General features: G+C 37.2%; 14 protein-coding genes. 10 read left to right on the top strand and 4 right to left on the bottom strand.

The window, feature by feature from the left end; genetic code table 11:
* The first annotated feature begins 1 nt into the window (after position 1).
* The 3 genes from QCQ61_RS11910 to QCQ61_RS11900 all read left to right on the top strand — a co-directional run bounded on the left by QCQ61_RS11910 (position 2) and on the right by QCQ61_RS11900 (position 2,028).
* Positions 2-928 (top strand): mechanosensitive ion channel family protein, encoded by a 927-nt coding sequence (locus QCQ61_RS11910; RefSeq protein WP_279447870.1) that lies wholly within the window; start codon positions 2-4, stop codon positions 926-928.
* A gap of 26 nt (positions 929-954) precedes the next feature.
* Positions 955-1,095 (top strand): hypothetical protein, encoded by a 141-nt coding sequence (locus QCQ61_RS11905; protein WP_279447869.1) that lies wholly within the window; start codon positions 955-957, stop codon positions 1,093-1,095.
* Between the two features lie 90 nt (positions 1,096-1,185).
* A complete protein-coding gene (locus QCQ61_RS11900) occupies positions 1,186-2,028 on the top strand; it encodes an OmpA/MotB family protein (protein WP_279447868.1) in 843 nt (280 codons plus the stop codon).
* Between the two features lie 81 nt (positions 2,029-2,109).
* On the opposite strand, the gene QCQ61_RS11895 is transcribed toward QCQ61_RS11900, so the two are convergent.
* Positions 2,110-2,835 carry an SDR family oxidoreductase gene (locus QCQ61_RS11895; RefSeq protein WP_279447867.1) on the bottom strand — a complete coding sequence of 242 codons (726 nt, stop codon included), beginning with the start codon at positions 2,833-2,835 and terminating at the stop codon, positions 2,110-2,112.
* 70 nt (positions 2,836-2,905) lie between these two features.
* Between QCQ61_RS11895 and QCQ61_RS11890 the strand changes: the two genes are divergently transcribed.
* A complete protein-coding gene (locus QCQ61_RS11890; protein ID WP_279447866.1) occupies positions 2,906-3,523 on the top strand; it encodes a M15 family metallopeptidase in 618 nt (205 codons plus the stop codon).
* Between the two features lie 48 nt (positions 3,524-3,571).
* Here QCQ61_RS11890 and QCQ61_RS11885 read toward each other — a convergent pair whose 3' ends face one another.
* Entirely contained in the window at positions 3,572-4,495 is a 924-nt protein-coding gene (locus QCQ61_RS11885) for a mechanosensitive ion channel family protein (protein ID WP_279447865.1), read from the bottom strand.
* A 338-nt stretch (positions 4,496-4,833) separates the two neighbouring features.
* Here QCQ61_RS11885 and QCQ61_RS11880 point away from each other — a divergent pair, with 338 nt between their 5' ends.
* Positions 4,834-5,112: a DUF3817 domain-containing protein gene (locus tag QCQ61_RS11880; protein WP_279447864.1), complete on the top strand. Its 279-nt coding sequence runs from the start codon at positions 4,834-4,836 to the stop codon at positions 5,110-5,112.
* The gene (locus tag QCQ61_RS11875) at positions 5,112-6,374 is read left to right on the top strand and encodes a mechanosensitive ion channel family protein (protein WP_279447863.1); all 1,263 of its coding nucleotides are present in this window, start codon (positions 5,112-5,114) and stop codon (positions 6,372-6,374) included. The genes QCQ61_RS11880 and QCQ61_RS11875 overlap by 1 nt, the downstream gene beginning before the upstream one ends.
* Positions 6,375-6,377: 3 nt before the next feature.
* On the opposite strand, the gene QCQ61_RS11870 is transcribed toward QCQ61_RS11875, so the two are convergent.
* Entirely contained in the window at positions 6,378-6,767 is a 390-nt protein-coding gene (locus tag QCQ61_RS11870; RefSeq protein WP_279447862.1) for an acyl-CoA thioesterase, read from the bottom strand.
* 198 nt (positions 6,768-6,965) lie between these two features.
* Between QCQ61_RS11870 and QCQ61_RS11865 the strand changes: the two genes are divergently transcribed.
* Together QCQ61_RS11865 and QCQ61_RS11860 are read left to right on the top strand one after the other, a co-directional pair.
* Positions 6,966-7,724 (top strand): outer membrane lipoprotein-sorting protein, encoded by a 759-nt coding sequence (locus QCQ61_RS11865; RefSeq protein WP_279447861.1) that lies wholly within the window; start codon positions 6,966-6,968, stop codon positions 7,722-7,724.
* A 93-nt stretch (positions 7,725-7,817) separates the two neighbouring features.
* The gene (locus tag QCQ61_RS11860) at positions 7,818-10,910 is read left to right on the top strand and encodes a WD40/YVTN/BNR-like repeat-containing protein (RefSeq protein WP_279447860.1); all 3,093 of its coding nucleotides are present in this window, start codon (positions 7,818-7,820) and stop codon (positions 10,908-10,910) included.
* A gap of 48 nt (positions 10,911-10,958) precedes the next feature.
* Here the strand turns inward: QCQ61_RS11860 and QCQ61_RS11855 are convergent, their stop codons facing one another.
* On the bottom strand, positions 10,959-12,320 hold the full coding sequence (locus QCQ61_RS11855; RefSeq protein WP_279447859.1) for an NAD-dependent succinate-semialdehyde dehydrogenase: 1,362 nt from the start codon (positions 12,318-12,320) through the stop codon (positions 10,959-10,961).
* 221 nt (positions 12,321-12,541) lie between these two features.
* On the opposite strand from QCQ61_RS11855, the gene gcvT reads away from it, so the two are divergent.
* Both gcvT and QCQ61_RS11845 read left to right on the top strand, forming a co-directional pair.
* A complete protein-coding gene (gcvT, locus tag QCQ61_RS11850; protein WP_279447858.1) occupies positions 12,542-13,624 on the top strand; it encodes a glycine cleavage system aminomethyltransferase GcvT in 1,083 nt (360 codons plus the stop codon).
* Positions 13,624-14,538 (top strand): glutaminase, encoded by a 915-nt coding sequence (locus QCQ61_RS11845; RefSeq protein ID WP_279447857.1) that lies wholly within the window; start codon positions 13,624-13,626, stop codon positions 14,536-14,538. Before gcvT ends, QCQ61_RS11845 begins: the two co-directional genes overlap by 1 nt.
* Positions 14,539-14,557 lie beyond the last annotated feature (19 nt).

Raw genomic sequence — 14,557 nt, 5'->3', positions numbered from 1 at the left:
TATGGAAGGTCAAAAATTTTCAGTACACGATTCAATTACAGCATTATGGGACAAACTTGATGGATGGCTAGACGCCATTATTTTAAAATTGCCAAATTTCGCCTTGGCAATTGTAATAATGGTAATCAGTTATTTCATTGCGAAAGGAATAAAAAAGTTTTCATATCGGGTGCTTTTCAAAAAAGTTAGCGACGATTCAATAAAACAGGTACTGTCAAAATTAATTTACGCCATTGTATTATTGATTGGTTTCTTTATTGCTCTTGGAGTAATGCAATTAGATAAGGTGTTAACTTCGGTACTAGCCGGTGCAGGTGTTATGGGGCTGGCTATCGGGTTTGCTTTACAAGGCACATTAGGCAATACAGTTTCAGGTTTTATGCTTTCATTTCAGCCCAAAGTTCGAATTGGCGATTTTATCGATGCCCAAGGCAATATAGGGTATGTAGAGGAAATTGATCTGCGCAATGTAACGCTCCGACAACCAGATAACGATTACGTTATTGTACCGAATAAAATTTTTGCCGAAAACCCATTTACCAATTATTCGTGGACAGAGCGGGCAAGAATATCTGTTAGTTGCGGCGTGGGTTACGAGGACGACCTACAAAAAGTAGAAGATTTAGTCGTAAAAATAATTTCTGAAAATTTTGAACAACGCGAAAATGAAGGCGTTGAATTTTTCTTTACCGAATTTGGCGATAGCTCTATTAATTTTATGGTGCGCTTTTGGATTACCTGCCAAAAACCAAAACCTAAATACGAAGCACAACACAAAGCAATAAAGCTTATTAAGAAAAACTTTGATCAAGCAGGAATTAATATTCCATTCCCAATAAGAACATTAGACTTCGGAAAAAATAAATTGCGAATGGAACCGCAACAAGAGCAGTCAAAACAGGATGGAACCTCCGAAGAAAATGAATAAATTCTTTAATCAACCTTAAATTAAATATGAAAAAAATACTTCGAATTTTATTAGCCGGATGGGGTGCCAAAAAAATTGGTGGCGGAAAATGCGGCTGTATCGGTACTATTGTGGTCTTTATTATTTTATATGTGGTATTGGGCTATGTTTTTGAATGGTTCAGCTAAAATTATTTTAACAAAACAATAGCATCCGTTAACTAATTTTTTGGTGCTTCAACGAGTTATAGATAGCATAAACCTAAAAAACTTAGTATTATGAAAAAAGTTATTGCACTAACCATGATAGCAGGAACGCTTTTGGCAACCTCCTGTGTATCGAAAAAAAAGTATGTAGAACTGGAAAACCAGTATAATGATACCCGCTCTACATTAGCTAAAACCCAACTTGAAAAAGAAGAGATTGAAGCGAAATACGCAAAAATTGAAGAACGCGTTTCTAATTACAACGCAAAAATCCAGTCGTTAACAACTTCTAACAACAGCCGTTTACAGCAAGTGGAAGGTGTTGTTATTTCGGAGAACGATAAAGAAAAAATGAAGCAGGCGCTTGCAAATGTAGATCAGCAAGAATTGGCGCAAGCAAAAACTTTAAAAGACTCTATGAATCTTATAGTTTCTTACAATCTTAAAAAAAACCTAGACAATAGCCTCGCTGGTCAAGGTGAAGATGACGATATTAAGATTGATATAGATGAAACCGTGGTTATGATTACCATTTCAGATAAGCTTTTATTTAATTCTGGAAGTGCGCGCGTAAATCCGAAGGCAAATCCATTATTAGAGCGACTTGCAAATGTAATTAACAGCGAACCCGCACTAGAAGTTATGGTTGAAGGTCATACAGATAGCCAAACAGTAAAACCTGGCGCCTACATTAAAGACAACTGGGAATTGAGTGTAGAACGCTCCACAGCCGTAATTAGAACGTTGCAGGATAAATATGGTGTCGCACCCGAAAAGCTCATAGCAGCAGGTAGAAGTAGTTTTCACCCATTAACTGAAAATGATACCAAAGAAGGGCGTGCTAAAAACAGAAGAACCCGTATTGTAATTCTGCCGAATCTGGATAAATTTCTGGCCCTACTTGCAGCCAATTAAAAATAGCAAGTAAACATTTAAAGTAAAGGCGGCTCATTTAATAAAATGAGCCGCCTTTTTAATATGGATCGGTTAAAGTATTTATTTTGAAGGTGGCATGGTAGGTCGCACTTCAATCTTACTTGGCAAGGTACGTTCGTTCATTTTAAGCAAATCTACTACTAGTTTACCTATATCTTCCTTTTGAATTTTCCACGCATCTTTGGCATCAGGTTCATTTCCCGCAAAATGTGTTGAAACCGAACCAGGCATAATAGTACTAACCTTTACTCCATGATCTCGTAAATCCAACATTGCAGCTTGTGTAAAACCGGTTAATCCAAATTTACTGGCATTATATGCACTCCCGCCCTTAAAAAAATTAGTTCCGGCCAAACTGGAAATACTAATAAAATATCCTTTAGATTTTTTTAACTGCTCCACACTCGCTTTTAAAGAATAAAACGGACCTGTAAGATTTGTATCAATTGTTTCCTGCCACTGTTCAATAGTAAGTTCTTCTACCGAACCAAAGTGTCCAAGACCTGCGTTTGCAATTACAATATCAACACTTCCAAATTTTGCAATGGTTTGTTCTACCGCATTTTGTTGACTTTCAAAATTACGCACATCGGCCTCCAATCCTATTGCTTGTGCCCTATCGTTTCCGTCGGCATTTAATTGTTTTGCAGCTGCTTCGGCTGTTTTTATATTTCTTCCCGTTATGGCAACATTTACGCCTTCTTTTAATAGCGCTTCTGCAATTCCGAATCCTATTCCTTTTGTACCGCCTGTAATAAGCGCGGATTTTTTTCCTAAATCATTCATATATTTTCGTTTTTTTCAAAGTTACAAATAGCGATTGCGAATGTTATTAAATTCTACTTAAATTTGACATATGAATTTACCCTTATTACGCTTTGTTACTTTACTATTCCTAAGTTTGGCTTCCGAAGTTACTTCGCAAGATACATTGGTGAATTTAAAAGATCTTTCAACAGAGTTTAACTATGAAATTCGGTATGCAACCCCAAATAATTTTATAGGTGAAACGCTTTACGATTGTGCTGAATGTTTACTTCGTCCTGAAGTAGCCGAAGCTTTACTACAAGCCAATCAATACTTTTGTGAAAAGGGATACCGTATAAAAATATACGATTGTTACAGACCGTTAGATGTGCAGAAAAAAATGTGGGCAAAAGTACCTCGCGCAACCTATGTGGGCAATCCGTACGGCAATGGCTCTGTGCATAATAAAGGAGCGGCTATAGATATTACTTTGGAAACCCTAGACGGGTGTTATGTAGAAATGGGCAGCGATTACGATTACTTTGGAAAAGAGGCTCATATTGATAATTACAATTTTTCAAAAGAGATATTAACCAATCGAAAGTTGCTTTTTGAAGGAATGCGCCAGTTTGGTTTTAATACCATTCGCACCGAATGGTGGCACTTTAGTTATCAGAAAAACTGGAGCTACAAAACGTTGAATACACCGTTGCCCTGCGAACAATAGTTTTACCAAATTAGTAACTATAATCTCATTTTAAAATTTATATACGGCTTACTTTTTATCTTCGTACGAAATTTCGGGGTTATTTCTAAATTTTATAGGAATTGCATCCTCTGTTCCATAAATTTTAAGCTCTTTAATATCTGCAGGTAAATTAAAACCTTGCTTAAATAATGCTTCTTTAACCTCCCTAATAATCAAACCTCGCAAAACCCGTGAGGCTCTGCGATAGTCCAATGTGTTTACCCAAAAGAAAACTTTCAGGTTAACCGTACTTGCTGCCAACTCGTCTTCTATCACAAAATTTTCGTGGAACTCGTCGCGCATTAGTTCATCGTTGGCATCCAGAATATCTTGTATTACTTTTTTTGCTGCCTCAATATTATCTTCATATCCTATGCCTACCGTAAAATCTACTCTATAAAACCCATCAGCGGTATAATTTTCAACAGGTTTTGTGAGTACATCGCTATTGGGGATATAAATATCGCGACCGTCAAAAGTTTTAATATGCGAATATCTAAAACTCAATTCTTTCACCTTTCCGAAAATGTTGTCTACCTTAATCGTATCGTTAATGTTAAACGGTCTATTAAAAGCCAGAATAATTCCCGCTAAAAAGTTCTTTCCAATATCCTGAAAGGCAAATCCCAAAATAATTGCGCCTCCTCCAACTGCAGTTAATAAGCCGGTGGCTATGCCATCTAAGCCAGCAACCTTTAAGGCCAGCATTATTGTAATTATTATTAAAACAATTTTAACCGCTTGAGCCAAAAACTTAGACATTAACGGATCTTCAGATTTTTGTTGAAACCGTCTTTTGTAAAAATTGGTAAGCAGTTGGGCCAGTAAAATTCCCAAGATTATCACTAAGACTCCCAATGCTATTCGCGGAAGAATTTTCAAAAACTCATCGTAATAATTTAATAGTGATCTGTGAATTGTTTCCGTAGGCGTTTGTAGCAGTAGATGCATGTATATTTTCTTTTAAAGATAGTAATTCTAATTATAATATTATAAACCAGTATTGTCCGATTAAAAATCATGTTTTTCCCCTACGGGACATTAATTTAGGTGCGATCTCTTGATTACCAATATTTTGCCCAGCTGGAGCAGTATGCCGTTAGGTATTAAATATGGGTAAAAAAATAGAGCCCCGTCAATTCCTAGTCCCGTAGGGACTACATATAATATGGGGTTTTCCAGAGTTAGTCATTACTTTTATCGGACAACAATGATTATAATCTATAAATTAACCTAAAAATGTAGCGGGTCTATTTGCAACTTGTATCTTTGCAAAAAAATTATTCACAGTGATATTATCAGTAAAATCCTTCCGATTAATTAGCACTCTAGAAGCTATTTCATTTCTAGTACTTTTAGGCATTGCAATGCCGTTAAAATATATTTGGCACTTGCCTCAAATGGTTCAAATTGTGGGTATGGCCCACGGGGTGCTATTTGTAATTTATGTAGCCGGCGCCTTTTATATGTATAAAAAATTAAAGTGGTCTCTTACAGATTTATTTATTGTAGTTATGTGCTCCGTATTGCCATTTGGACCTTTTTATGTAGAACGTAAATATTTATAATGAATACCGAAGCCATACAGGCCTATAGCTGCTTACTTCAGGATTATCTGGTAAATGAAGGCATGACCTATGGTTGGGCGGTCTTTATTAATGTTGTGGTTAACTGCATTATACTTTGGCTGGCCGTTTCAATAATTGATATTGTTTTTAGGAAAACAATCATCCAGGTTTTTAAAGCATTTAGCAATAAAACCATCTCTACTTTTGATGATTATCTAATAAAAAGTAATTTTCCAAAGTACATAGCGCACGTTTTGCCATTAATTATAGTATGGTATCTTATACCTATTATTTTTATGGAATCGCCTTTGGTTATAAGCCTGTTACTAATTGTAGCCAAAGTTTACTCCGTTGTTTTATTCGTTCTTATTTTCCGAAGCATATTGCGCACTACCCGTAATTTTATGGAAGAAAGCGAACGCTACGGCGATAAGCCTTTAGAAAGTTACGTACAGGTATTAATGATTTTTGCCTGGGGTGTAGGCGCATTCTTTATAATTAATTTACTCACCGGCTATTCAGTAACTAGCCTTGCAACTTTAGGCGCTGCTTCGGCTGTTGTTTTACTGATTTTTAAAGATACCATCCTCGGATTTGTAGCCAGTATTCAGGTTTCAGTAAATGATATTGTGCGAATTGGCGACTGGATTACCTTCAGTAAATTTGGTGCAGACGGTTTTGTAACCGAAATTAACCTCGCTACCGTACGCGTACAAAATTGGGACAACACTTTTACAACCATTCCAACGTATAGCTTAATTGCAGACTCTTTTCAGAACTGGCGCGGAATGCAAGATAGCGGTGGAAGAAGAATTAAACGCGCTATTTATATTAAGCAGACTTCCATTAAATTTCTATCTGATGAAGATTTGGATCGTTTAAAAAAAATTGCACTTATAAAACCTTATATCGAACATAGACAAAGAGATATTGATAAGTTTAACCGCCAAACCGAAGCAAATAAAGAAGTGCAAATTAATGGGAGAAACCAAACAAATCTCGGAGTGTTTAGATATTATATTGATGCATATTTAAACGAAAATACCGCTATTAATAAAGATTTGGCTTTGATGGTTAGACATTTGGAACCTACCGAAAAAGGATTGCCTATTGAAATTTACTGTTTTAGTAAAGACAAGCGTTGGGTAAATTACGAACACATCCAAGCAGACATTTTTGATCACTTGTTGGCTGCAACGCCTTACTTTGATCTCGAAGTATTTGAATTACCCACTGGAAAAGATTTTAAATCGTTGGCATAAACTTTATTTTGCCAATCTATCTTTTACAAATTCCTTTTCTATTTTGCCGTGTTTTTGGGGTTTGCCATCTTCTCCTAGACTTACCATTATTATTTTTTCAATACTTATTATAACCTCTCTCGTCATCTTATTTCTTACCTCACAACAAAGGGTTAAGGAGCTATTACCAAATTTTACGGTGTCTATACCTATTTCAATTATATCGCCTTTTTTCGCAGAACTTTTAAAATTTATTTCACTCATAAACTTTGTAACGGTTCGTGGGTTTTCAAGTTGAATTATTGCGTAAAGTGCGGCCTCCTCATCAATCCACTCCAAAAGTCTGCCTCCGAAAAGTGTTCCGTTGGGGTTTAAATCTTCAGGTTTAATCCATTTTCTTGTATGAAAATTCATGATTTTTTTTGTTTTATGTAAAGATAGTGCTTACGCCTACATTCAAAAAAAATATTAATGTGTAACTTTTTATAAAACGGTTAGTCTTATATTTACTAACATTTCAAAAAAGTGTTGCCCAATCAAAGTATTATAATGAAAAAGAAGACGGCAAAAGGGCATGCCAACTTCAAAATACTAATAAAATAAAAAACACGTATGAAAATTTTTAAAACACTCACCATCGCCTTTTTATTAACTGCCATCGTACCCGTAACAGCACAAACTGCAGATGAAATAATTAGTAATTATTTTGAAAATACTGGAGGAAAAACAGCTTGGGAAAATCTAGAAAGCGTAAAAATGACAGCTACTGCCAACGCGCAAGGCATGGAGATTCCGGTTGAAATTTACCAAACCAAAGACGGCAAACAATTAATTAAAATTAATTTTCAAGGGCAAGATATTACCCAACTCGCTTTTGATGGTGAAACCATGTGGACCACAAACTTCATGACCATGCAACCCGAAAAAAGTGATGCTGAAACTACTGAAAACATGAAGAAACAAATGAAGGATTTCCCCAGTCCTTTTATGAATTACAAAGAAAAAGGATTTACAGTAGAACTTATGGGAAAAGAAACAAAAGAGGGTGCCGAAACTTTTAAATTGAAACTTACACAAACTCCCGTAATGGTTAACGGAGTGGAGGAACCAAACGTATCATACTATTATTTTGACACCGAAAACTTTGTACCCATTGTTGCTGAAAGTGAAATTAAAGAAGGCCCAATGGCTGGACAAATGAATGTGAGTACCATGAGCGATTATCAAGAAGTAGATGGTTTGTATTTTCCTTTTGCCCTGTCTATGGGCGGGCAAGCTATTCAGTTAAAAGATATAGAGCTAAATCCTGAAATTAAAGTATCTATGTTTGCCTTCCCTGCAACTTCTCCGGCAGAAGTTGAAAAAGATTAACCCTTCTTTTTAGTATAAAAATCCCTGTCTATTCGGGGATTTTTTTTTCAATACAATTTTATTTTTTTCAGAATAACCAAACCAACAACCAATATGAAAAATTCCATCTTCGCATTGCTAACACTACTGTCTTGCTTTACATTCGTCCGTGCTCAAGATACCGCCTTAAAAGGAAAAGAATTATTTGGTAATATGAAGGCGCGCCATATTGGTCCCGCCCTTATGAGCGGCCGAATAAACGATCTTGAGAATCATCCCACAAATGCGCGTATTATTTATGCTGGCGCCGCAGGGGGCGGGGTTTGGAAATCTAGCGATGGTGGTGCAACCTTCGCACCCATTTTTGATGAGCACGCGCAATCTATAGGCGTAATTACTTTAGATCCCAAAAACCCCGATGAAGTTATTTGGGTGGGTACGGGCGAAACTTGGACCCGCAATTCGGTTTCCGTGGGTAATGGTTTGTTTAAATCTACTGATGGAGGCAATAACTGGACAGAAATTCCAGGATTCGAAAATTCAGAAAGAATTTCTTCAATAGTAATCAATCCAAACAATACCGATGAAGTTTATGTTGGTGTTTTAGGCGCACTTTGGAGCGATAGCGAGGATCGCGGTGTTTACAAAACCACCGATGGCGGAAAATCATGGAACAAGATTTTATACACTGGAAATTCTACGGGTGTTTCAGATTTATTAATGGATCCAAATAATCCAAACATACTTTTTGCCTCTATGTGGCAATTTCGAAGAACCGCATGGGGTTTCAATTCGGGTGGGGAAAATAGTGCAATCCATAAATCTACCGACGGTGGAAAAACTTGGAATAAACTTACTAGTAATCTTCCTACCGGAAAATTAGGAAGAATTGGTATTGCAATGGCTCCGAGCGATACTAAAATTATTTATGCCGTTATTGAAACCGGTGAGAAAGAAACAAACGGACTCTGGAGATCTAACAATGGCGGTAATTCCTGGGAACATTTAAACAATGATTTTGGACTAACCGTTCGTCCTTTTTACTTTTCGCGGATTACGGTCGACCCAAAAAACCCCGACATCGTGGTAAAAGGTGGCTTAACAGGTTCCATAAGCCGCGATGGCGGAAAAACCTTTAAAAATCTCGGAAATATGCATGCAGATATTCACGATGTTGTTTTCGATATAAATAATAGTGATATTCTCTATTCAGGAACCGATGGTGGCGTTTATCGTTCATGGAATGGTGGTTCAACTTTTGAAATTGTTGAAAATCTGCCACTTTCCCAATTTTACCACATAAGTGTTGACGATGCCGAACCATACAACGTTTACGGTGGTCTGCAAGATAACGGCTCCTGGTACGGCCCCTCCTCTGCTCCCGGCGGGGTAAATGCCCGCGACTGGAATAGTATAGGATACGGCGACGGATTTCGAGTTTTAAAACATCCCACAAAAAATATTATTTATTCTGAAATGCAGGGTGCCGCAAATGTTTGGCGTTACGATGTAAATAGAAACCGTACCACTACTGTACAACCACAACCTAAAAAAGGTGATCCAGAGCTTCGCTTTAACTGGAATGCACCAATGGCTGTGAGCAACTTTGCTCCGGATAGATTTTATATGGGAAGCCAATTTCTTCATCGTTCTGAAGATATGGGCGATAGCTGGACGATTATTTCGCCAGATTTAACTACCAACGATAAAACTAAACAAGATCAGGCCAAATCTGGTGGACTCTCGATAGATAATAGTGGCGCAGAAAAACACACTACTATTTTTACCATTGCCGAATCGCCATTAGATGAAAATATAATATGGGTGGGCACAGATGATGGGAATGTACAACTTACAACCGATGGCGGAAAAACTTGGAAAAACCTTACCGAAAATTTAGTGGGAATTCCAAAAAATACCTGGGTGTACCACATTGAAGCCAGCGTTCACGGCAAAGGAACGGCTTATGCAGTTTTTGAAGGGCATACCACTGGCGATATGAAACCATACGCCCTAAAAACCACTGATTACGGAAAAACTTGGAAATCGATTATTTCGGATGACATAAATTCCAAAGCCTTTGTTAGAAATATTCAAGAAGATTTTAAAAATGAAGATTTGCTATTTTTAGGAACCGAATTGGGACTTTACGTTACAATTGATGGTGGTAAAAATTGGTCTGAATTTACAAACAATATGCCACCTGTTGCGGTTCATTTTATAGATCTTCAAAAGCGCACCAACGATTTGGTAATGGGCACCCACGGTCGTGGCGTAATTATAATTGACGATATAAGCCCTTTGCGCCAACTAACCTCAGAAATTTTAGATAAAGAGGTGCATTTCTTTCAGTCGGAACCATTTACCATGACCGAAGATAGTGGCTTTAGTGGCAGTTTTGGCGCAGAAACACAATTTGTTGGCGAAAATAAAAATACCGACGCTCAAATAGTGTATTACCTAAAAAAGAGACACACCTTTGGCAAAATGGAGATGGAAATACAAGACATGACAGGAAACAAAATTACGACATTAACACCAGGAAAGTCGAAAGGTATTAATATAGTCAGCTGGAATTTTATGACTACAGCTCCAAAAATGGCCCAAGCAAAAACCCTTGCATTTAGTGGCTTTACCGCGCCTAGAGTAGCGGCCGGAAAATATAAGGTAGTACTTAAAAAAGGCAAAGAAACATATAGCCACGACATTGAAATAAAGTACGACGAAAAATCTCTTACTACTTTGGCGCAACGAAAAGAGCAAGAATCACTCACACAAGACCTCTTTAATATGGTTGAGGATTTGGCATATATGGTTTATGAAATTAACACAACTCAGCTAAAAGCAACCGAAGTAATTGAAAACAACCCAAAGGGAAAGAAAGAGGCCGAAAAATTATTCGAAGCGCTGGAGAACCTACGAAAGGACTTGGTAATTACCACTGGCGATAATTACGTGGCTTCGGCAGAACCAGAATTACGCGAAAAAATGGCAGACTTGTACAGCAATGTGGCTTCCAATTACAATAAGGTCTCTGGGGCTTCAAAAGCGAATTTCGAATTAATTTCTGAAGAATTTAATAAAGCAAAAATGCGTTATCAAAAGATAAAAGAGAAAGAAGGAGCTAAATTCAATTCATTTTTAGAAAAAAACAATATTTTAAAACCTGAAATACAAAATAAAGCTGAGTTTTTGCAGAAAGGATAATTGTGTAAATAACCTAACAGATTTAAACAAGCCTGTTAGGTTTTAAAGTTATTTATTGATAAAAACCGTTTTTCTATTTACAAATTCACGAATACCGTGTTCGCTTAATTCGCGACCATAACCACTCTCTTTAATTCCTCCGAAAGGTAATCGCGGATCGCTTTTTACCAATTCATTTATAAAAACCGCACCTTCATCAAATTGCAAGGCTAATTTTTCGGCAGCTTCAATATTTTTGGTGAAAATGGAAACCCCCAATCCAAATTTGGAAAGGTTAGAAAGCTCAATGGCTTCCTCCACTGTTTTAAATGTTGTAACTGCGAGTGCTGGTCCAAAAGTTTCTTCTTTAAAAACCGGCATGCTACTCGTAACGCCTGTTAAAATAGTAGGTTCAAAATAAGCTCCTTGTCGCTTACCTCCTATTCGTAAATTTGCTCCTGCTTTAATTGAGGCATTTACTTGTTTTTCTAAATCTTTGGCTAAATCTTCGCGTGCCATTACACCGATAAAAGTTTTGTCGTTGGTGGGATCGCCGCTTTTTAATTCACGAACCTGAATTAGCATTTTCTCTATAAATTCTTCCGAAATAGACGCATCTATAATCAGTCTTTTTCCGGCAATACAGCTCTGTCCTGTATTCTGAAAACGCGCTTGCACACAGGTTTTAATTGTTTGTTCCATATCGCAATCCTTAAGAACAACCAAGGCATTGCTTCCGCCTAATTCCAGTACAGATTTTTTAATATTTTTTCCAGCAATGGCAGCCACCGATGAACCCGCTGGCCCACTCCCGGTAAGAGTAACGGCTTTTACTTTGTCGTTTTCAATCACAGTTTCAACGGAGTCGCTTTTAATAAGTAATGTTGAAAAACAATTATCAGGAAACCCCGCTCGTTTAAAAACCTTTTCAATGTTCAAAGCACAGCCAAATACGTTGGATGCGTGCTTTAAAACACCTATGTTCCCAGCCATTAACGCCGGCGCTGCGAATCTAAAAACCTGCCAGAAAGGATAGTTCCACGGCATTACCGCCAATACTACCCCAATTGGCTCGTAGCTAACGTAACTTTTAAACGCATCGGTTTTTATTATTTCATTTTGTAGTTGTTTTTCAGCATTTTCGGCATAGTACTCGCACGCCAAAGCGCACTTTTCTACTTCGGCAACGGCCTGCGAAATAGGTTTTCCCATTTCTTGGGTTATCATCTCGGCGTATTCCTTTTTGTTTTTCTTCAATTCGGCAGCAGCAGAAAGCATTAGTTTCTTTCTTGTAGAAAAGGAAGTTTCACGCCAACTATAAAAGCGTTTATCGGCTTTGTTTATTATTTCAGAAACTTCAGTTTTTGTATGATTTTTATATGAATTTAATGTTTCACCTGTATAAGGATTGTACGAAGTGGTTGTGGCCATGGTTTTTCTTTTAAAAGTATTGAAAACATTGATAATAATGCTTCCGATTAAGATGATTTTAACGAAGAAATTGTTGAAAATAAACCCTGTAAACTTTCGTTACCTTTGAACGATTATGATACATTTGCTAAAATGTTTTATCTATAAATTATTCAAAATAAAAATAACTAATCTTAGACTCTAAGGGGTATCAAAGCGTCTAATACGAAAACTTTTTACCTATGAAAAACGTAGCACTTTCGCATATTCACGAACAATTGGGTGCCAAAATGGTGCCATTTGCAGGTTATAACATGCCCGTATCATACGAAGGCGTAAACACTGAACACCAAACCGTTCGCAACGCAGTTGGCGTTTTTGATGTTTCGCATATGGGCGAATTTTTAGTTTCGGGCCCAGAAGCACTCAATTTAATTCAAAAAGTCTGTAGCAACGACGCGTCAAAAGTGTCCGTGGGCCAAGCCCAATACACCTGCCTTACCAATGAAACAGGCGGTATTGTGGACGATTTAATAATTTACCGGATTGAAGACCAAAAATGGTTGCTTGTTGTAAATGCATCAAACATTGATAAAGATTGGGCTTGGATTTCTAAGTATAACACTATGGGTGCAGAAATGCGCAACCTTTCAGACGATTATTCGCTGCTCGCAATACAAGGGCCAAAAGCTATTGAAGCAATGCAATCTTTAACCTCGGAAGACTTAAATGCTATTAAATTTTATCATTTTAAAGTAGCCGATTTTGCAGGAATTGAACATGTAATTATTAGCGCAACGGGCTATACCGGTAGTGGCGGTTTTGAAATTTACTGCAAAAATAGCGAGGTAGAACAAGTTTGGAACAAAGTAATGGAAGCTGGAAAAGATTTCGGAATTAGGCCTATCGGGCTTGCGGCTCGCGATACTTTGCGACTCGAAATGGGGTTTTGTTTATACGGCAACGATATTAGCGATACAACTTCGCCTTTGGAAGCTGGATTGGGATGGATTACAAAATTCACTAAAGATTTCGTAAATTCTGAAAACCTCAAAAAACAAAAAGAAGAAGGCGTAAAAAGAAAACTAATTGGCTTTGAATTAAACGAACGCGGTATTCCAAGGCACGATTATGAGATTGCAGATAAGGACGGAAATACAATTGGAATTGTAACCAGCGGAACTATGGCACCGTCATTAAACAAAGCTATTGGTTTAGGGTACGTAACGGTAGAAAACAGTACTCCGGGCACAGAAATATTTATACAAATTAGAAATAAACCTGTTGCGGCAACTGTAGTGAAAACACCGTTTTATAAGGGCTAATGCTAGATTATCAAGCAATATTAGAAGAAATTTACGAATCGGTAACAAACGTTGAAAATAAAGGTGAAGTTGCTGCTTACATTCCCGAACTTGCCAATGTTCCGAAAGATAAGTTTGGAATAAACTTGCAGCTTATAACGGGCGAAAATTATTCAGTTGGCGATTCTGCGGAAAAACTGTCTATTCAAAGTATTTCAAAAGTACTTTCGCTTACAAAGGCATTTCAATTGGTTGGAAATAAACTGTGGGACAGAATGGACGTTGAACCTTCGGGGAACCCATTTAACCACCTTTCACTTTTAGAACTTGAAAACGGAATACCGAGAAACCCGCTAATTAATTCTGGCGCCATTGTAGTTGCCGATATTTTACTCACACATTTAAAGAATCCGAAAGAAGATTTTTTAAACTTTGTAAGAGAAATTTCGCACGATCATACAATATGTTTTAACAACAAGGTGGCCGAATCGGAACGATTAACGGGTTACAACAACTACGCTGCTGCAAACCTTTTAAAATCGTACGGCAATTTATACAATAACGTGGAAGATGTTTTGGATTTTTATTTTCACCAATGCTCCATAGCAATGGATTGTAAACAACTTACAAATGCTTTTTTTGTTTACGCCAATAAAGGTAAATGTTTAAAAAACAGACAGCATTTAACTGCAAGCCAAGTAAAACGTATTAATGCAATAATGCTTACCTGCGGATTTTATGACGAAGCAGGAGAGTTTGCATTCGAAGTTGGATTACCTGGCAAAAGCGGCGTTGGTGGAGGTATTGTAGCACTGTTGCCACAGTGTTTCACAATTGCCACTTGGGCTCCGGGTTTAAACCCGCAGGGCAATTCGTATTTGGGAATGCAGGCGTTAGAACAGTTTACAACTAAAACTCAATTATCTATATTTTAAACAGCATTTCTAAAAATTT

Origin of the sequence: Aequorivita marisscotiae, assembly GCF_029814825.1 — a bacterium.
Taxonomy (GTDB): Bacteria; Bacteroidota; Bacteroidia; order Flavobacteriales; family Flavobacteriaceae; genus Aequorivita; species Aequorivita marisscotiae.
The sequence above is the reverse complement of the archived record's forward strand: the minus strand, read 5'-3'. Positions and strand labels throughout refer to the sequence as shown.